This window comes from Pseudomonas sp. GW821-FHT09D08 (genome assembly GCF_059416305.1).
The window spans coordinates 38,452-57,241 of record NZ_JBWKOX010000017.1; the positions used below are offsets into that span (position 1 = coordinate 38,452).

Genomic DNA, 18,790 nt, shown 5'->3' on the forward strand with positions numbered 1-18,790 from the left:
CTCATCCAGAAATGAACGGCACGCATGCGCTCGGGGGCTTTTTGGGCCGCAAAGCCAGCGCTGCCGGCATTCCTTACAGAAGCTGCTTTCAAAGTTTTACGCCTGCAGAACGGAGCTGATGAGGGTTGGCGCTGATCATTACCTACCGGGTAATAACCATCGCCAACACCGTTCTGAAGGAACGACTGTGCTCGTGACGCTTTGAAAACAGCTTCCAGCGGATTATTGGCGCCTTACAAGGCCGGATGATTCTACGGCAAAAAATTTCTAAAGGTAAGTTGCATCACCAAGTTTGCTGGGTGATCAACCTTAGACAAAGGGCTAACATGGCGCACTGTTTCGCTGATTTGCGTGTCGTTGCCCATGTCCAACCAAACCATCAAGACCCCCTGCGTCGGCCTGTGCTCCACGGTCTACGGCGATCTCGTGTGCCGTGGCTGCAAGCGTTTCCACCACGAAGTGATCCAGTGGAATGGCTATAACGAAGAAGAAAAACGCGCGGTCTGGCTGCGGCTGGAGCAACTGTTGGTGCAGGTGATGGCCGGCAAGCTCGAAATTTTCGACCCCAAGACCCTGCGCGGCCAACTGGAGCAACGCAAGATCCGTTTCGTGCCGCACCAGTCCGAGTACTGCTGGGCGTACCAGCTGATTGCCCGCGGCGCGCGGGTGATCAATAACCTGGAGGCGTACGGCATGGTGCTGTTGCCGGAGTTTCGCGACTGGGCCTTGCCGGAACTGCGCGATGCCATCGACCGTGAGTTCTTTATCCTCTCCGAGGCGCATTACCAGCGCTATATCGCCCCGGGGTTCCTGAGAGACGCGCTCGCTGACTGACGACACACATCCAACTGTGGGAGGGGGATCGGCGTCAGGCCTTGGTCGCCAGTTCTTCCAGGTGATCCATCAACGTCTGCGGCTTGAGCACCAGTACATCACTGTCCACCGCATCCAGGATCACCTCCGCCGTATTGCCGATCAACGCCCCGGAAATGCCGGTGCGCCCCACGGTGCCGATGATGGTCACGGCCGCTTTCAATGTGTGGGCCAGGTGGGGGATCAATACATCCGCCGGGCCCTCCTCGACATGCAGGTGCGCGTCATCCACATCGAATTCCGCCTGGAACGCCTTGCACTGCTCGCGATAACGCGCCTCGATGGTTTCCTTGAGCTGGAACGTCGGGTCCGCCGCCGACAACATCGGCGACGGATGGGCGCTGATCACATGCAACTGCGCCTTGGCCAGGCTGGCGATGTCGAAGCCATGGTCGATGATCGCGTGATGCAGCTCGCGGTGTTCTCCGTCGTTGTTGCCCACATCAATCGCCGCCAGAATCACCCCGCCCGCCCACGGTGTGGACGTCTTGACCAGCAACACCGGCGTCGGGCACAAGCGCAACAGCTTCCAGTCCGCCGGCGTCAGCAGCGCCTTTTTGAGCGGGCTGTCGGGAAAGTGCTGCTTGATCACCAGCCCACAGCCTTCGGCCTGCTGCACGTCGATAATGGTGTCATGCAGGCTTTCATTCCACGCCTGCTCGGTGGTCACGCTGTAACCGTCCTCCTGCAAGCCGGCCTTGAGCAGGCTCAACAGCGCCGAATGCTCGTGTTTCTTGTCGCAGACCAGCAAGTGCAGGTGCGCGCCGGTGACCCCGGCGATCAGCTTGGCGCGCTTGAGGGCCAGGCTTTCCGAATGCGCGGGCTCGATGACCACCAGGATGCTGCGAATGGCTTGCATGATCGGATCTCCAAAAGGGTGGGCGTGGAACAACTATAGTTGCTGCCCGCCAGACGTCATGTTGATGCACATCAAGGCCGGTGGCTGGTGGTCTGCGGTGCGGTGGGTATAATCGGCGGCCTTTTTGTGATCCTTTGCCCGTGAGCCCGATGAACCTGCCCGAAATCCACGAATTCCTCGGTTGCCGAACCCCCGATGCCTGGGTGCAGGCCGCATTGGCCGATCAGGACACCCTGTTGATCGACCACAAGAACTGCGAATTCAAAGCGGCCAGCACCGCCCTGAGCCTGATCGCCAAGTACCACGCCCACGTTGACCTGATCAATATGATGTCGCGGCTGGCCCGGGAAGAGCTGGTGCACCATGAGCAGGTCATGCGCCTGATCAAGAAGCGCAAGGTCGAGTTGCGCCAACTGCACGCCGGGCGCTATGCCTCCGGTTTGCGCAAGGTGGTGCGCAGCCACGAACCGGTCAAGCTGGTGGATACCCTGGTGGTCGGCGCCTTTATCGAAGCCCGCAGTTGCGAGCGTTTCGAAGCCCTGGTGCCGCATTTGGACGAAGAACTCGGCAAGTTCTACTTCGGCCTGCTGAAAAGCGAGGCGCGGCACTTCCAGGGTTACCTGAAGCTGGCCTACCAGTACGGCGACGCCAAGGACATCGCCCAGGTGATCGAGCGGGTGAGGGCGGCCGAGCAGGAGCTGATCGAATCACCCGATATCGAGTTCCGCTTTCACAGTGGCGTGCCAGCCTGAGGCCACGGCCACGCCGATCAAGGCGGTGATCCCGGTCAGCAGCAGGATCACCGCTTGCGTGCCCAAGGGCGCCGCCAGCAGTGCAATCACCAGGCCGGCCAGCGGCTGGGGCAGGTTGTTGAGCAAGGTGATCACGCCCACGGTCTTGCCGAAGTCCTGCACCGGAATGACCCGCTGGCGGGTGCTGCGCAGGTAAACGTTAAACATCTTGTCGAAGCCGGTGACCAGCAGGAAGCCCAGGGTGTATGCCCACAGGTTGGGACTGACCGCCATGATCAACGCGCCGGCGCCGATCATCGAGTAAGACAGTCCGCCCAGCACTTTCAGGGGCAGGGTGGAGCGTGCCAGGTAAAACAGAATCGCAATGGTCACCCCCGCGCCGGCCGCCTGCAGCAGGGCATAGGTGTCCTTGTCGGCGGCGTACAGCCCGGTGACCATGGCGGCGGAGGTGGCCAGCGTCACCCCGATGATCAGGTTCACACCGACCGCCAGGGTAATGATCCGCTTCAGTTCCGCCAGGTGACGGATATGCCCGAAGGCGATGCGCAGCGGCTGCAGCCAGATGTCCCGGTGCTGCCGATGGGTTTCCAGGCTTGCCGTGGTTTTACGCTGCCAGGCCAGCATCGCCAGGTCCGCCAGCACAAACAGCCCGGCAATCCCCAGCACCACCCAGTGCCAGGCCCACACCTCCAGCATCAGCGCGGCCACCAGCGGCCCCAGCACCAGTCCGCTCTGGTCGGCGATCTGCGAGTAGGAGAGGGTCTTGGCATAGCTGTACTGCTGGAAGACATGGGGCATCAGCACTTCGCGGGCCATGATGCCCTGGGTCGTCAGCACGCCGCACAACGCCGACAGCAGCACCAGCCAGTAGATACCGTCGAACATCCCATACAACGCCACCGCCACCACACAGGCCAGTGCCCGGTAAACCTGGCTGATATGCAGGATGCGCACCGGCGAGTACTTGTCGCACAACGCCCCGCATACCGGAAACGCGAGATAGCGCGGCAGTGATTCGACGAAAAACGCCAGCCCCGCCCAGGACACGCTGTGGGTGGTCTGGAACACGATCAGTGGCACGATAAACAACAGGATCTGGTCCGCCAGCCGCGACAGGAACAGCGAAACGAAGAACGCCAGGTAATCCTTGCGCATACAACTCCCTGTGGATGGCGTTAAAAAGTGCAGGCTATTTGTTAAAAACTCTTAAAAGCATGAAGCTTCGTCGGCGACTGCTGGACCGTTGCTTTAGTTGCCCAGCTTGCCACCTATAATGCCCGCTCTTCAATCCGCCTTTGCACACTGAGAACTTATGGAAAACCTGGGTCTGGGCAAGGTCCTGCTCGTTGAGGACGACGAGAAGCTGGCAGGGCTGATCGCGCATTTTCTGTCACAGCATGGCTTTGAGGTCCGCGTGGTGCACCGTGGCGATGAAGCCCTGGCGGCGTTCCTCGACTTCAAACCCAAGATCGTCGTGCTCGACCTGATGCTGCCGGGCCAAAGTGGCCTGCATGTGTGCCGCGAAATCCGCACGGTGTCCGATACCCCCATTGTGATCCTCACTGCCAAGGAAGACGACCTGGACCACATCCTCGGCCTGGAGTCGGGTGCCGACGACTATGTGATTAAGCCGATCAAGCCGCCGGTACTGCTCGCACGCCTGCGCGCCCTGCAACGTCGCCAGGCGCCCGAGCCGACGGTGCGCGGCGCCCTCGCGTTCGGCCGGTTGGCGATTGACCGCAGTTGCCGGGTGGTCAGCCTGGGGGACGAGCAGATCGACCTCACCACCATGGAGTTCGAGCTGCTGTGGTTGCTGGCCAGCAGCGCGGGCAAGATTCTTTCCCGCGACGACATCCTCAACCGCATGCGCGGCATCGCCTTCGACGGCCTCAACCGCAGCGTCGACGTGTACATCAGCAAGCTGCGCGGCAAGCTCAATGACAACCCCCGTGAGCCGGTGTGCATCAAGACCATCTGGGGCAAGGGTTATCTGTTCAATCCGTTTGCGTGGGAGGTCTAGATGCTGCGCCTGTTTCTGCGCCTGTATGTGATTCTGGCGATCGGCCTGGCGGGGGCGATCTGGCTGGTCAACTACACCTTCGACGAACTGCTCCCCGAAGCCAACGAGACCTATAACCGCGAAGCCATGCGTGGCCCGGCCTACGGCTTGGTGGAGCAATTGCGGCCGTTGCCCGTGGAGCAGCGCGCCGCTCGGCTGGCCGAGTTGCAGTCCCACTATGGCCTGCGCCTGAAGCTGGTGCAAAAGGATGCCCAGGCCCTCACCGAGCGCGAACAGAAGCTTCTGGAGCAGGGCTTGCTGGTGGTGCGCGGCGACTTCATGGAGTTTCTCACGGCCATCGACGGCGGTGCGCAACTGCTGGAAATCAAGCTGCCGGAAGAGCCCAAATGGTTATACCTGTGGGCCTACGGTTTTCTCGGGCTGTGCCTGGCCATCGTCCTGTATTTCTGGGTGCGCCCGCACTGGCGCGACCTGGAACATATCCGCCTGGCCGCGCAGCGCTTCGGCGACAACGACCTCGGCTCGCGCATCCTGCTGCCGCGCAGCTCCACCGTGCGTGCGCTGGCCGGGCACTTCAACCAGATGGCCGAGCGCATCGAAAGCCTGATCGCCAACCAGCGCGAACTCACCAATGCGGTGTCCCACGAACTGCGTACACCGATTGCACGGTTATCGTTCGAACTCGACCAGCTCAAGCAACAGGCCGACCCGCACCAGCGGGGCGAATTGATCGCCGATATGTACGCCGACCTCGGCGAGCTGGAGGAGATGGTGTCCGAACTGCTCACCTACGCCAGCCTGGAGCGCGGCGCCACCCAGGTCACCCGCGAGCGCATCGAGGCCCACAGCTGGCTCGACAGCGTGATCGGCAGCGTCGCGCTGGAAGCGGAGGCGGCCGGCATCCAGTTGTCGTTGCGCACCTGCGAGGTCGACGTTATCCAGATCGAACCGCGCTTCATGGCCCGCGCCGTGATCAACCTGCTGCGCAATGCCATCCGTTATGCAGAGCGCCGGGTCGAGGTGTCGCTGGTGAAGTTCGGCGAGGGCTACGAAGTGCGTGTGTGTGACGACGGCCCCGGCGTGCCCGAGGAAGGCCGGGCCAGGATCTTCCAGCCCTTCATGCGCCTGGACGCCAGCCGCGATCGCCGCACCGGCGGCTTCGGCCTCGGCCTGGCGCTGGTGCAGCGGGTGTCGCAGTGGCATGGCGGGCACGTGCACGTGATGGATTCGGAGTGGGGCGGGGCGTCGTTTCGCATGACGTGGGCGTATGCCGAATAGGTATCCGGAGAGCAATGGGAGGCAAATGTGGGAGGGAGCCAGCCCCCTCCCGCATTTTCTGACGGGTTTACCCGGTCAAAAGGTGTATTCCAACACCCCCATCACCGAGGTCTGCAAGCGCCGCTCCACAATCGGGCTCTTGCCCGCGTCATCCGCCAGGTATTGCACATCCAGCAGGGTCGAGAACTGGGTGTGCTCGCTGATCGGCAGGCTCCACACCAGGTTCATGCCATTGCTGATGTTGCCCGCACCGGCCTTGTAGGCCTTGAAGCGACTTTGCGCGGCCTGGCCGGTGGTCACGCCGTACCAGGTCTGCAGGTAATTGCGGTCACCAAAGTGACTGTTGAGGCTGGCATCGACCGATCCGTAGCGGCCGTCGTAGAGCGTGGTGCCCAGGCTCAGCTCCAGGTGGGTGAACGCCTTGCCGCTGTCTTTGTGGTCATCTTCCTTGAGCGCGTGTTCCAGGGTCGCGCCGGCAATCACGCCACCCAGGTTATAGCTGGCACTCACCCCCACTTGCGGGCGGGCCTTGATCTCGCCCATGCCCTTGAGCCGCTTCGAGCCGGCGTGCAGGCTTTGATTCTTGTCCTTGCGTGAATGGCTGGCACCGATGTAGGTGCTGAAGCTCAAGGCGTTGCCTTCATAGCCCCAGCCCAGGCCTTTGTCGGTGTCGAGGAATATCCCCCAGGGGCTGACGACTTTGCCGCCCAGCACCGGCGCGGTCATGCGTTCATCGCTGCCGCTGTAGCGGGGCACGTTGGCCATGCCGGCCTTGAGGCTGTATTGCCAGTCTTCGGCAATTGCGCGGTCGGCAGCGGCCAGCAGGCACAGTGAGGAGAGCGACAGGTACAGGGGGGTTGAGCGCATAAAGGGTTCCATATGGGGGTTAGAAGACCAAGGGGTTATGAGGGGAGCGAGTGCGTTTGAAGGCGTAGCCCGAAGCGCTGAGACCGTTGATCTGGCGGCTCACCGTATCGCCCAGGCCGTAGCCGTTACCGGCGAGGACGGCATGGGCGTTGTCGATCGGCAGCAGGATGTAGTCGGTCAGCGGTTCGTCGTGCAGTTGGCCGCGGATCACCAGGAAGCCGTCTTCCAGGCGCACGCTGATGCCGCTCAGGGGCGCGTCCGGCTCATGGGTGTTGAGCACTTGATAGGTGCCGATGGTGTCGGCCCAGGCCGAGGGCAAGGGCGGCGGTTCGATGCGCTCACCGATAGCCACGCGCTGGCCGTGGCTGCGGGCGGTGAGCATCTGGCGGCCTTGCACGCTGATCACGTCCAGTTGCACGCGGCCCAGTTCGCCGAGGTCCTTGAACCAGAAGCCGAGCACTTTCTTCTGCGCGCGCAACCAGCCATCGTCGTCGCGCAATAATTCGAAGGTGTAGCCGGCCAACTCGCCCGACAGCCGCTGATCGTCATCCTTGATCCGGAACACGCCCCAGGCGGTGGCGTAGAAGCCGGCCAGGCGCTTGCGGTCAATGGCGGCCGGCACGTGGCGCAGTTTCAGGCCGTGGCTCGGCGCCTGGCAGTCGTCGGCGCAGACCGCGTGGCCGGTTTGCGCCTGGAGCAGCAGGCGCAGGGTGTCGGTGGCGAGGCCGGCCACCAGGTCTTCGGCGTTGCTGTCATTGGCCATGATGATCACGGCCAGTTGCTGGTCAGGCAGCAGGCTCAACTGCGCGGCAAAATCGTCGCCGCCACCGCTGTGCTGGTAGGTGCGTATACCGGGGCCGACGGGTTCGTCACCGCAGGGGGCGAGGAACCAGCCCAGGCCCATCTGGCAATCGAAGTCCAGCGCATTGCCGGTGTTCTGCTGGGTGAACATCGCGTCAATCGAAGCGCTGCCCAGCACGCGGTTGCCTTTGTAGACGCCTTGGGCGAACAGCATGTGCACGTAATGCGCGAGGTCTTTCGGGCTGGCCCACAGGCCGCTGGCGGCGAGGTCGCGCACCGGGGCATCGGTACTGGCAACGCCGTCCGTATAGCCCAGGGCGCGGAACGCCTGCTGGCTGGCGGTGCCGACAAAACTCGACTGGTTCATTTCCAGCGGCTTGAGCAGGCTGTTTTGCAACTGGGCTTCAAAGCTTTTGCCGCTGCTGCGCTCGATGGCCGCGCCCACCAGGGCATAACCGAGGTTGGAATACGCCACCTGCGAGCCTGGCGGGCTGCTCAGCCAAACCCCCGACACGCGCATCGGCATCTGCCCCATGGCGTAGGTGCTGCGCAGGTCACGCAGGTGTTCACTGGGCAGGCCGGACTGGTGGCTGAGTAAACGCCGCAGGGTGACAGCGCGGTCGGCAGCGGCCTGGTCGTCATGAAAGCGCGAGCGTACGTAAAACTCGCGCAGGGTCTGCTGGATCGGCGCATCCAGGGCCAGCCGTTGTTGTTCCACACATTGCAGCGCGGCCGTGGCGGTGAGCAGCTTGGAAATGCCACCGGCACGGAACGCGGTGTTGGGCGTGACCGGCACGCCCCGGGCCTTGTCGGCCAGGCCGAAGCCTTGGGCCCAGATCAGCTCCTGGCCATTGACCAGGGCAATCGACAGACCGGCGATATGCTCTTGGGCGATCGCCCGGGGAATGCGCGCTTGCAGGTAGCGGATGATCGCGCCGTAGTCACCCTTCTGAATGGGCGGCGGTGCCGGCGGCTGCCCATGGCAACCGAGGCCGCCCAGCAGGCAACCCAGCAGCGGAATACCGCGCCATCTGCGAAACATGAGGAGCACCCGAATGGCTGTTTGGATGCTCGAATGCTAGGGAAGGGCCGTCCAACAATCTTTGCGAGCTTTGTCGGGAAACTGTCAAAGACTGTTAACGGCTGAGCCCATGGCGTTCATGCCACTGCGCGATGGATTCTTCGGGGTATGCCTCAAACTGCAGGTCGCCTTTGCGCACGCTGACTTCGACCCACGGCGCCTTCGAGCCCAGCATCAGGTGCGTATGCGCCGGCGGTACTGGCAACGGCGTGTCGATGGCCGAGGCAAACGGGTGGATCAGCTCCGGCCACTCCGGGCTGAACAGCCATAGCGCAGTGCCACACTGCGAACAGAAATGCCGCTCGGCGCTACTCGCATGGGCACGGCTGGCGCCCTCGGGTTTGAGCCGGGCGTGGTAGATCGAAATCTGTTTGCGTCCGCGCACTTGCAAGCTATTGGCATCCCCGGCCAGGTTGATCGCATAACCGCCGCCGCCCTGGGTCTTGCGGCAGATCGAGCAATAGCAACGCTGGTAAGGGTACGGGTGGGCGCTGGTGAGGCTGAACGTCACGGCGCCGCAGTGGCAGGATCCTTCAAGCTGCATGGGAGGTTTCCTCTGGCAAGGTGACTTCTGAGCTTAGGTGCTTTGCGGCATCAACGTGGCAATCAATGCCCGTATGGTGCCGGGCAGTGCCTCAAGCTCCCTGACCAGAATACTGCGCTCGCGAATCGCCCACGGCTCATCCAGCGTCACCGCCACCAGTTGCATGGTGCGGCTGTGCCGTACGGCGGCGGACTCGGGGATGATGCCGATGCCCACGCCCGCTTCGACCATCCGGCAAATCGCCTCGAAACTCGACACCTGGATACGCAGGGACAACTGTTTGCCCAGCCGCTCAACGTGTTCACGCAGGAAACTGAGCAAGGTGCTGCCTTCATGCAGGCCGATATGTTGATAAGCCAGGGTCTGCTCCAGGGTGACCGAGGCTTGATCGGCCAGGGCGTGGCCGACGGGCACCATCAGCACCAGTTTGTCGGTGCTGAAGTGCAGCACCTGCAAACCCGCCGCCTCCACGGGGCCGGCGATGATGCCCATGTCACTGGTGCCATCCAGCACGCCGCGCACGATATCGCGGGACAAACGCTCCTGCAGGTCGACGGTCACGCCAGGGCGCTGGGACAGGAAGCCGGCCAGCACCTCCGGGAGGAACTCGGTGACCGCCGTGGTGTTGGCGAAGATGCGGATATGCCCGGCGGAATCCACGCCGTATTGGGTGAACTCACTCTTGAGGTAATCCACCTGGCGCATGATCAACCGCGCATGGTGCAGCAGCCGTTCGCCCGCCGGGGTGATCTCTACGCCACGGCTGTCACGGTACAGCAGGCGCGTGTCGAGCTGGCCTTCCAGCGCCTTGATCCGCGCACTCGCGGCGGCCGGCGAGAGGAACGCGCGCCTGGCGCCCTGGGTGAGGCTGGGGGATTCGGCGATATGGATAAACAGGCGCAGGTCGGCCAGGTCGAAGTGCATGCAAAACTCCAGGCTTGCGAAGACCTGTGGCGAGGGAGAGCTTGCTCCCGTTGGGGCGCAAAGCGGCCGCAAAAAACCAGGCCTGCTGCGCAGTCCAGCGGGAGCAAGCGCCCTCGTCACAAACGGTACGGGTTGGAATGCGGCGTTCAGCATAACCGAACGCTGGTTTATTGAAATGCAAATTCTCAGAACGGGCCCGCGCTTGCATGATCCGGGGCAGACACTCACTGCCCGAGGACCTGTACCCGATGAGCGCCACTGACTGGATCGGCCGAAGCGAAACCGCCCACGACCACCTGAGCCATAACCTGCTCAAACGCATTGCCGCCACCTTTGGCGAAGCCGTCCCCGAGCTGGGCGCGGACCTGCCGCCGCTGTGGCAGTGGTGCTTCTTCCAGGACCCGCTGCCGGAAAGCGCCCTTGGCGGCGACGGCCACCCGGCCCGTGGCGGCTTCCTGCCGCCGGCGGATAACCGCAATCGCATGTGGGCGGGCGGGCGTATCGAGTTCCTGCACCCGCTGCGGGCCGGCGAGGCGGCAACCCGCGTGTCGACCATCACCCAGGTCGAAGAAAAGACCGGCCGCAGCGGCTCGCTGTTGTTTGTCACCGTGCGTCATGACTATGCCCAGGACGGTCGCCTGGCGATCCGCGAAGAACAGGACATCGTCTACCGCGAGCCGACGCCGCCCAAGCCGGGCAGCGGCGAGGCCCCGGCCCAGGGCGATTGGCAGGAAACCATCGACCCCACGCCGACCCTGCTGTTTCGCTACAGCGCCGTGACCTTCAACGGGCACCGCATTCACTACGACTACCCCTATGTCACCGGCACCGAAGGCTACGCCGGGCTGGTGGTGCATGGCCCGCTGATCGCGACCTTGAGCCTGCGCGCGTTTTGCCGCGCCCATCCCGAAGCCAGCGTGCGGCGCTTTGCCTATCGCGGCGTGCGCCCGTTGATTGCACCGCAGCCGTTTGCAGTGGGCGGTCGCATCAGTGACACCGGGGTGGCGGCGTTGTGGGCCGGGAATACCGATGGCCTGGCGCAAACCGCTGAAGTGCATTTCGAATAAGCCAAGAACAACAGGCGGAGAGCCGTGAGATGAACCCGAATGACAACGAAGCACTCAATGCCATCCGCGACGGCGTGCGCGCCTTGTGCGCCGCATTCGACGCGGCCTACTGGCGCCGGATCGACGAAGAAAAGGGCTTCCCCGAAGCCTTCGTCAAGGCGCTGACCGACGCCGGCTGGCTGTCGGCGATGATTCCCGAGGAATACGGCGGCTCCGGCCTGGGCCTGGCCGAAGCCTCGGTGATCCTCGAGGAGGTGAACCGCTGCGGCGGTAACTCCGGCACCGTGCATGGGCAGATGTACAACATGTTCACCCTGTTGCGTCACGGCAGCGAGGCGCAAAAACGCTTCTACCTGCCCAAGCTCGCCAGTGGCGAATTGCGCCTGCAATCCATGGCGGTCACCGAGCCCACCACCGGCACCGACACCACCAAGATCAAGACCACCGCGATCAAGCGCGGCGACAACTACGTGATCAACGGCCAGAAAGTCTGGATCTCGCGGGTGCAGCATTCCGACCTGATGATCCTGCTGGCGCGCACCACGCCGTTGGCCGAGGTGAAGAAAAAGTCCGAAGGCATGTCGATCTTCCTGGTGGATCTGCGTGAGGCCATCGGCAACGGCCTGACCGTGCAGCCCATCGCGAACATGGTCAACCACGAGACCAATGAGTTGTTCTTCGACAACCTTGAGCTACCCCTCGATAGCTTGATCGGCGAGGAGGGCAAGGGCTTCAAATACATCCTCGACGGCCTCAATGCCGAACGCACCCTGATCGCCGCCGAATGCATCGGCGACGGCCGCTGGTTTATCGACAAGGCCAGCGCCTACGCCCGCGACCGCGTGGTGTTCGGCCGGCCCATCGGGCAGAACCAGGGCGTGCAGTTTCCGATTGCCGAAGCCCATATCGAAGTCGAAGCGGCCGACCTGATGCGCTGGCGCGCCTGTGCGGAATACGACAGCGGCGCGAATGCCGGCGCCAGCGCGAACATGGCCAAGTACCTGGCGGCCAAGGCGTCCTGGGAAGCGGCCAATGCCTGCCTGCAGACCCACGGCGGCTTTGGCTTTGCCTGCGAGTACGACGTGGAGCGCAAATTTCGCGAGACGCGCCTGTACCAGGTGGCGCCGATCTCCACCAACCTGATCCTGTCCTACGTGGCCGAGCACCTGCTCGAGCTGCCACGCAGCTTCTGAGGGCCTGCCCATGAGCCATACCCAAGCCCTGTGTCGGTTCCTGGCCGAGCTGACCTACGAGCAATTGCCCGAACCCGTGCTGGCGCGCACCGAAGACCTGTTCCTGGATTGGCTGGCGTCCGCGTTGGCCAGCCAGGGCGCGCACCCGATCCCGTTGTTCGAGCGCTATGCCCAGAAGATGGGCCCGAGCAGCGGCCCGGCCCAGGTGATCGTCAATGGCACCGGCAGCAGCGCGTATTTCGCCGCGCTGGTCAACGGCGCCTCGTCCCACCTGGTGGAACAGGATGACCTGCACAACAGCTCGGTGCTGCACCCGGCCACCGTGATGTTTCCCGCTGCCTTGGCCGCCGCCCAGGACCTCGGTAAATCCGGCCGTGACGTGTTGCTGGCCTCGGTGGCCGGCTATGAGGCCGGGATCCGCATCGGCGAATTCATGGGGCGCTCCCACTACCGCATCTTCCACACCACGGCCACGGTGGGCACCCTGGCGGCGGCCGTGGCGGTGGGCAAGTTGCTGGGTTTCAATCAGGACCAGTTCACCCATCTGCTTGGCAGCGCCGGCACCCAGGCCGCCGGGCTGTGGGAATTCCTGCGCGACGCCGCCGACTCCAAGCAATTGCACACGGCCAAGGCGGCCGCGGACGGTTTGCTCGCGGCGTACCTGACGGCGGATGGCCTGACCGGTGCGCGCAATATCCTCGAAGGCGACCACGGCCTGGCGGCGGGCATGTCCACGGATGCCGAGCCGAGCAAATTGTCGGCTGGCCTTGGCAGCCGTTGGGCGCTGCTGGAGACCTCGTTCAAGTTCCACGCGTCCTGCCGCCATACCCATCCGGCCGCCGATGCGTTGCTGGCGTTGATGCAACGCGAAGGCCTGGAGGCCGTCGATATCGCCGGTGTGGAAACCCGTGTGCACCAAGGCGCCATCGATGTGCTGGGGCGGGTAAGCGTGCCGACCAGCGTGCATCAGGCCAAGTTCTCCATGGGCACCGTGCTGGGGTTGATCGCCGTGCATGGCAAGGCCGGGCTCACCGAGTTCCATGAGTACGCGTTGACCGATCCCGCCGTCGCCGCCTTTCGCGACAGGGTCAGCATGACCCTCGACCCCGAGGTCGATGGCGCCTACCCGCAGCGCTGGCTCGGCCGCGTCACCGTCACCACGGTTGACGGCCGCACCCTGCACGGCGCCATCGACGAGCCCAAGGGCGACCCGGGCAACACCCTGAGCCGTGCAGAACTGGCGGATAAATTCCAGCGCCTCGCCCGGTTCAGTAACGCTCGCACACCGGCCCAGGCCGACACATTGATCGCCAAGGTCTGGGATGTGCGCAACGCCGCGTCCATGGCCCATTGGCTCTGAGGAACTGTCATGACTGACCCACGACCGCTGGACGGCATCACCGTTGTCAGCCTGGAACACGCGATCGCCGCGCCCTTTTGCACCCGTCAATTGGCCGACCTCGGCGCCCGCGTGATCAAGATCGAACGCCCCGGTGCCGGTGACTTCGCCCGTGGCTACGATGAGCGCGTGCGTGGCCTGGCCTCGCATTTCGTGTGGACCAACCGCTCCAAGGAAAGCCTCACCCTGGACCTCAAGCAGGACGACGCCGACGCCATCCTCGACAGCCTGCTGGCCGATGCCGATGTGTTGGTGCAGAACCTTGCACCGGGCGCGGCGGCGCGCATGGGGCTGTCGTTCGAGGCGCTGCATGCACGCTTTCCACGGCTGATCGTCTGCGACATTTCCGGCTATGGCGAAGGCGGGCCCTACGAGAAAAAGAAAGCCTATGACCTGCTGATCCAGAGCGAGGGCGGCTTTCTGTCGGTGACCGGTGGCCCGGGTGACGAGCAGATGGCCAAGGCCGGTTGCTCCATCGCCGATATCTCCGCTGGCATGTACGCCTACAGCGGCATCCTTTCCGCACTGCTGCTGCGCGGCAAGACGGGGCAGGGCAGCCGCATCGACGTGAGCATGCTCGAAAGCCTGGTGGAATGGATGGGCTACCCGATGTACTACGCCTTCGACGGTGCGCCGCCGCCGCCGCGTGCCGGCGCGGCGCATTCGACCATCTACCCCTACGGGCCGTTTCCCACCGGCGACGGCGGCACGGTGATGCTCGGTTTGCAGAATGAGCGCGAATGGGCGGCGTTCTGCGACAAGGTCCTGCTCACGCCTGGGCTGGCGACGGATGAGCGCTTCAGCGCCAACTTCAAGCGCTCGGCCAACCGCGAGGTGCTGCGCCAGATCATCGTCGACAGCTTTGCCCAACTGGATGCCGAGGCCGTGATCCAGCGCCTGGAAGACGCGCAGATCGCCAGTGCCCGCGTCAACGATATGCAAGGCGTGTGGGACCACCCGCAGCTCAAGGCCCGCGACAGTTGGCGTGAAGTGGCAAGCCCTGCCGGGCCGTTGCCGTCGCTGCTGCCGCCGGCGCGCAACGGGGCGTTTACCCCGCGCATGGACGCCGTACCGGCGCTGGGGCAGCACAGCCAGGGCATCCTCGAGCAGCTCGGTTACTCCGGCGATGCCATCGACAGCCTGCGTGCGCGCGGCGTTATCTAATAAGGAAGTCCGTTATGCCAAATCCTCTTGTGCGCTCTGCGCTGTTTGTTCCCGGCAGCCGACCGGAACGCTTTGCCAAGGCGCTGGCCAGTGGCGCCGACGCCGTGATCGTGGATTTCGAAGACGCGGTGGAAGAGCCGCTCAAGCGCCAGGCGCGGGATAACCTCGGGGCGTTCCTGCAAAGTCACCCGCAGGCCCGGGTGTGGGTGCGCATCAATGCGCCGGAACATGCCGGGCATTTCGACGATGTGGCGTTTTGCAAAGCCTACGCCAACGTGGCGGGTGTACTCCTGCCGAAAGTGGAAAGTGCGGCCCAGGTGGCGGTGGTCGCCACGGCGGGCAAGCTGATCTGGCCGATTATCGAAAGCGCCCGCGGCTTGCTGGCGCTGGCCGACATCGCCCAGGCGCCGCAGGTCGAACGTCTGTCATTCGGCGGCCTGGACCTGGCGCTGGACCTCAACCTGAGCAGCAACTCCCCGGCCGCGCAGTTCGCCCTCGACCAGGCACGCCTGGCGCTGATCGTGCACTCCCGCGCGGCTGGCCTGGTGGCGCCACTGGATGGCGTGCACCCGGCCATCGACGACCCCGACGGCCTGCGCCGTTCGATCCGGCATGCCTATGAAATGGGCTTTGCCGGCGCGTTGTGTATCCATCCCAGGCAGGTGGCGGTGATCCATGAAGCGTTGGCGCCTAGCGCCGCAGACCTGGCCTGGGCGCAGCGGGTGGTGGACGCCGGGGCGCATGGGGCGGGGGCTTACCAGATTGATGGGCAGATGGTGGATGCGCCGGTGTTGTTGCGGGCGCAGCGGTTGCTCGCACAGTCATAGCTGACGGAGCCGAATCAAATGTGGCCGGGGGAACTGCATTTTTCTTGAGGTTGGTGTTCGGCGTGGCCGAACGCAGGTATCAAAAATTCGAAATTCACTACACGCGTCATATCAGGCACCTTGCCCTAACCACAACAATAAGAAGGTGATTTCCATGCTCAAGCTTTCTCGGGCGCTGTTCTGCGCCGCCACCTTGTTTGCCGCAGGCCTGGCCCAGGCGGCGGACCCGATCGTGATCAAGTTCGCCCACGTGGTCGCTGAAAACACCCCCAAGGGCCAGGGCGCGTTGCTGTTCAAGAAGCTCGCCGAAGAACGCTTGCCGGGCAAGGTCAAGGTCGAGGTGTACCCCAACTCGTCACTGTTCGGTGACGGCAAGGAAATGGAAGCGCTGCTGCTGGGCGACGTGCAGATGCTGGCGCCATCCCTGGCCAAGTTCGAGCAATACACCCGGCAAGTGCAGATCTATGACCTGCCGTTCCTGTTCAACGACCTGGCCGCCGTCGACCGCTTCCAGGCCGCCGAGGGCAAGCAACTGCTGACCTCGATGCAGAACAAGAACATCCTCGGCCTGGCTTATTGGCACAACGGCCTCAAGCAACTCTCCGCCAACAAGGCGCTGCATGAACCCAAGGACGCCCGTGGCCTGAAATTCCGCGTGCAGGCCTCCAGCGTGCTGGAGGAACAGTTCAAGGCGATCCGCGCCAACCCACGCAAGATGAGCTTTGCCGAGGTGTACCAGGGCTTGCAGACCGGCACCGTGAATGGCACCGAGAACACCTGGTCGAACTATGAAAGCCAGAAGGTCAACGAAGTGCAGAAGTACTTCACCGAATCCAACCATGGCCTGATCGACTACATGGTCATCACCAATGCCACCTTCTGGAACGGCCTGCCGCCGGACATCCGCGGCACCCTGGAGCAGGTCATGGTCGAGGTCACCGTCGAGGTGAACAAACAGGCCGAAGCCCTGAACCAGTCGGCCAGGCAGAAGATCATCGACGCCAGGACCAGCGAAATCATCGAGCTGACCCCCGAGCAACGCCAGCTGTGGCGCGACGCGATGCGCCCGGTATGGCAGAAGTTCGAAGGCGAGATCGGGGCTGATCTGATCAAGGCGGCGGATGCCGCCAACCACTAAGGCCGGTTTCCGCCCTGACATCTCATTTTGCTTTCGCGAGGTTTTGCCATGCAAACGCTAAGGCGCGTCTGGGAGCACCTGGAGGAAGGCTTTATTGCCTTCCTGCTGGCGGCCATGACCCTGGTGACATTCGTCTACGTCATGCTCAATAACATCTACACGCTGTTCTTTGCCCTGGCCGACAAGTGGGCCTTCAGCAGCAACTTCTTCAGCGCCCTGGGCGACGGCACCATGACCTGGGCCCAGGACATGACCTGGAGCGTGGCGCTGACCAAGGCCATGTTCGGCTGGCTGATTTTCTTCGGCATTTCCTATGGGGTGCGCACCGCCGGGCACCTGGGGGTGGACGCGCTGGTCAAGCTGACCCGGCGTCCGGTGCAGCGCGTGCTGGGCATGCTCGCCTGCCTGTGCTGCCTGGCCTATGCGGGGCTGTTCATGGTCGCCAGCTACAAGTGGGTCAGCGCGGTGATGACTGCCCATATCGGCGCCGAAGACCTCGATAAGTTCGGCATCGACGTGGGTGACATCGTGATCATCGTGCCCATAGGTTTTGCCCTGGTGTTTATCCGCTACCTGGAAATTTTCTACCGCATCTTTACCCGCCGTCAGGTCGGGTTGGGGCTGGCCGACGAGGCCGGTGAGGCCAGCAAGTTGGCCGGCAGCCATGGGGAGCGTCACTGATGGCCGTGCTCTGTCTGTTCCTGCTGTTGTTCGTGTTCATGTTCCTCGGCGTGCCGATTGCCATTGCGCTGGGTTTGTCGGGCGCGGTGTCGATCCTGATGTTCAGCCCGGACTCGGTCAGTTCCCTGGCGATCAAGCTGTTCGAAACCTCCGACGCCTATACCTTCCTGGCGATCCCGTTCTTCCTGCTCTCCGGTGCGTTCATGACCACCGGCGGCGTGGCGCAGCGGCTGATCGACTTTGCCAACGCCTGTGTCGGGCATATCCGTGGCGGCCTGGCGATTGCGGCGGTACTGGCGTGCATGCTGTTTGCGGCGCTGTCCGGCTCATCCCCGGCGACGGTGGCGGCGGTGGGTTCGATTGCGGTGGCGGGCATGGTGCGCTCCGGTTACCCGAAGGAATTCGGCGCGGGGATCATCTGCAACGCCGGCACCCTGGGCATCCTGATTCCGCCGTCGATCGTGATGGTGGTGTACTCGGCGGCGACGGAAACCTCGGTGGGCAAGCTGTTCATGGCCGGGGTGATCCCGGGCTTGCTGCTGGGCCTGATGCTGATGGTGGCGATCTACATTGTCGCGCGCATCAAGAAGCTGCCGGCCCAGCCACGGGCGACGTTTCGTGAGTGGCTGAGCTGTGCGCGCCGCGCGTTCTGGGGCCTGTTGCTGCTGGTGATCATCCTCGGCGGCATCTACAGCGGCATGTTCACCCCCACCGAAGCGGCGGCGGTGGCGGCGGTGTACTCGGCCTTTGTGGCGTTGTTCGTCTACAAGGACATGAAGCTGCGCGACTGCCCCAAGGTGCTGCTGGAGTCCGGGCGCCTGGCGATCATGCTGATGTTTATCATCGCCAATGCCATGCTCTTCGCCCATGTGCTGACCACCGAGCAGATCCCCCAGGAAATCACCGCCTGGGTGCTGTCCGAGGGCCTCACGCCGATTGGCTTTTTGATCATGGTCAACGTGGTGCTGCTGATCGCCGGCAGCTTCATGGAGCCTTCGGCCATCGTGCTGATCCTGGCGCCGATCTTCTTCCCGATCGCCATGAAGCTGGGCATCGACCCGATTCACCTGGGCATCGTGATGGTGGTCAATATGGAAATCGGCCTGGTGCACCCACCGGTGGGGCTGAACCTGTTCGTGACCTCGGCGGTGACCGGGTTGACGCTGGGGCAGACCATTCGTGCGGCGTTGCCGTGGCTGATGATCCTGTTGGTGTTCCTGATCATGGTCACGTACTTGCCGTTTATCTCGCTGGCCTTGCCGCATTGGCTGGGTATGTAGCGCGGGTCAACAGGTGGGAGGGGGCCAGTCGAATCGTCGCAC

At 63.6% G+C, this 18,790-nt stretch carries 18 protein-coding genes; 12 read left to right on the top strand and 6 right to left on the bottom strand.

Going from position 1 to position 18,790, the window contains the following annotated elements; all coding sequences use genetic code 11:
- Positions 1–363 precede the first annotated feature (363 nt).
- Entirely contained in the window at positions 364–834 is a 471-nt protein-coding gene (locus AC07OP_RS23730; protein ID WP_065928006.1) for a DUF1289 domain-containing protein, read from the top strand.
- 34 nt (positions 835–868) lie between these two features.
- Here AC07OP_RS23730 and AC07OP_RS23735 read toward each other — a convergent pair whose 3' ends face one another.
- A complete protein-coding gene (locus AC07OP_RS23735) occupies positions 869–1,732 on the bottom strand; it encodes a universal stress protein (RefSeq protein WP_027608548.1) in 864 nt (287 codons plus the stop codon).
- A gap of 149 nt (positions 1,733–1,881) precedes the next feature.
- Between AC07OP_RS23735 and AC07OP_RS23740 the strand changes: the two genes are divergently transcribed.
- On the top strand, positions 1,882–2,484 hold the full coding sequence (locus AC07OP_RS23740) for a MiaE family protein (protein ID WP_027608547.1): 603 nt from the start codon (positions 1,882–1,884) through the stop codon (positions 2,482–2,484).
- Here the strand turns inward: AC07OP_RS23740 and AC07OP_RS23745 are convergent.
- Positions 2,440–3,639 carry an MFS transporter gene (locus tag AC07OP_RS23745; RefSeq protein WP_146476082.1) on the bottom strand — a complete coding sequence of 400 codons (1,200 nt, stop codon included), beginning with the start codon at positions 3,637–3,639 and terminating at the stop codon, positions 2,440–2,442. The two genes, AC07OP_RS23740 and AC07OP_RS23745, sit on opposite strands and share 45 nt — an antisense overlap.
- 157 nt (positions 3,640–3,796) lie before the next feature.
- Between AC07OP_RS23745 and AC07OP_RS23750 the strand changes: the two genes are divergently transcribed.
- Complete coding sequence (locus AC07OP_RS23750; RefSeq protein ID WP_065928008.1) at positions 3,797–4,504, top strand: response regulator; 708 nt, start codon at positions 3,797–3,799, stop codon at positions 4,502–4,504.
- Positions 4,505–5,782 (top strand): ATP-binding protein, encoded by a 1,278-nt coding sequence (locus AC07OP_RS23755; RefSeq protein WP_495102711.1) that lies wholly within the window; start codon positions 4,505–4,507, stop codon positions 5,780–5,782.
- Between the two features lie 75 nt (positions 5,783–5,857).
- Here the strand turns inward: AC07OP_RS23755 and AC07OP_RS23760 are convergent, their stop codons facing one another.
- The 4 genes from AC07OP_RS23760 to AC07OP_RS23775 form a co-directional block, all read right to left on the bottom strand.
- Positions 5,858–6,649 carry a MipA/OmpV family protein gene (locus AC07OP_RS23760; RefSeq protein ID WP_146476084.1) on the bottom strand — a complete coding sequence of 264 codons (792 nt, stop codon included), beginning with the start codon at positions 6,647–6,649 and terminating at the stop codon, positions 5,858–5,860.
- Between the two features lie 19 nt (positions 6,650–6,668).
- Positions 6,669–8,492, bottom strand: coding sequence for a serine hydrolase domain-containing protein (locus AC07OP_RS23765; RefSeq protein ID WP_495102712.1), 1,824 nt, complete (start codon positions 8,490–8,492; stop codon positions 6,669–6,671).
- 94 nt (positions 8,493–8,586) lie between these two features.
- Positions 8,587–9,075, bottom strand: a complete 489-nt coding sequence (locus tag AC07OP_RS23770; protein WP_253490682.1) for a GFA family protein — start codon at positions 9,073–9,075, stop codon at positions 8,587–8,589.
- Between the two features lie 33 nt (positions 9,076–9,108).
- Entirely contained in the window at positions 9,109–9,999 is an 891-nt protein-coding gene (locus AC07OP_RS23775) for a LysR family transcriptional regulator (RefSeq protein WP_115488385.1), read from the bottom strand.
- Positions 10,000–10,247: 248 nt separating this feature from the next.
- Between AC07OP_RS23775 and AC07OP_RS23780 the strand changes: the two genes are divergently transcribed.
- From AC07OP_RS23780 to dctM, 8 genes are all read left to right on the top strand, one after another.
- Positions 10,248–11,066, top strand: a complete 819-nt coding sequence (locus tag AC07OP_RS23780) for an HTD2 family dehydratase (RefSeq protein WP_495102713.1) — start codon at positions 10,248–10,250, stop codon at positions 11,064–11,066.
- A 29-nt stretch (positions 11,067–11,095) separates the two neighbouring features.
- Positions 11,096–12,259, top strand: a complete 1,164-nt coding sequence (locus AC07OP_RS23785; protein WP_495102714.1) for an acyl-CoA dehydrogenase family protein — start codon at positions 11,096–11,098, stop codon at positions 12,257–12,259.
- A gap of 10 nt (positions 12,260–12,269) precedes the next feature.
- Complete coding sequence (locus AC07OP_RS23790) at positions 12,270–13,619, top strand: MmgE/PrpD family protein (protein ID WP_495102715.1); 1,350 nt, start codon at positions 12,270–12,272, stop codon at positions 13,617–13,619.
- 9 nt (positions 13,620–13,628) lie between these two features.
- Positions 13,629–14,822, top strand: a complete 1,194-nt coding sequence (locus AC07OP_RS23795; protein WP_495102716.1) for a CaiB/BaiF CoA transferase family protein — start codon at positions 13,629–13,631, stop codon at positions 14,820–14,822.
- A gap of 14 nt (positions 14,823–14,836) precedes the next feature.
- Positions 14,837–15,649: an HpcH/HpaI aldolase/citrate lyase family protein gene (locus AC07OP_RS23800; protein WP_027608531.1), complete on the top strand. Its 813-nt coding sequence runs from the start codon at positions 14,837–14,839 to the stop codon at positions 15,647–15,649.
- Between the two features lie 154 nt (positions 15,650–15,803).
- Positions 15,804–16,787: a TRAP transporter substrate-binding protein gene (locus AC07OP_RS23805; protein ID WP_495102717.1), complete on the top strand. Its 984-nt coding sequence runs from the start codon at positions 15,804–15,806 to the stop codon at positions 16,785–16,787.
- Positions 16,788–16,835: 48 nt separating this feature from the next.
- Complete coding sequence (locus AC07OP_RS23810) at positions 16,836–17,468, top strand: TRAP transporter small permease (protein WP_027608529.1); 633 nt, start codon at positions 16,836–16,838, stop codon at positions 17,466–17,468.
- Positions 17,468–18,748, top strand: coding sequence for a C4-dicarboxylate TRAP transporter large permease protein DctM (dctM, locus tag AC07OP_RS23815; protein WP_027608528.1), 1,281 nt, complete (start codon positions 17,468–17,470; stop codon positions 18,746–18,748). The genes AC07OP_RS23810 and dctM overlap by 1 nt, the downstream gene beginning before the upstream one ends.
- Positions 18,749–18,790: the final 42 nt, after the last annotated feature.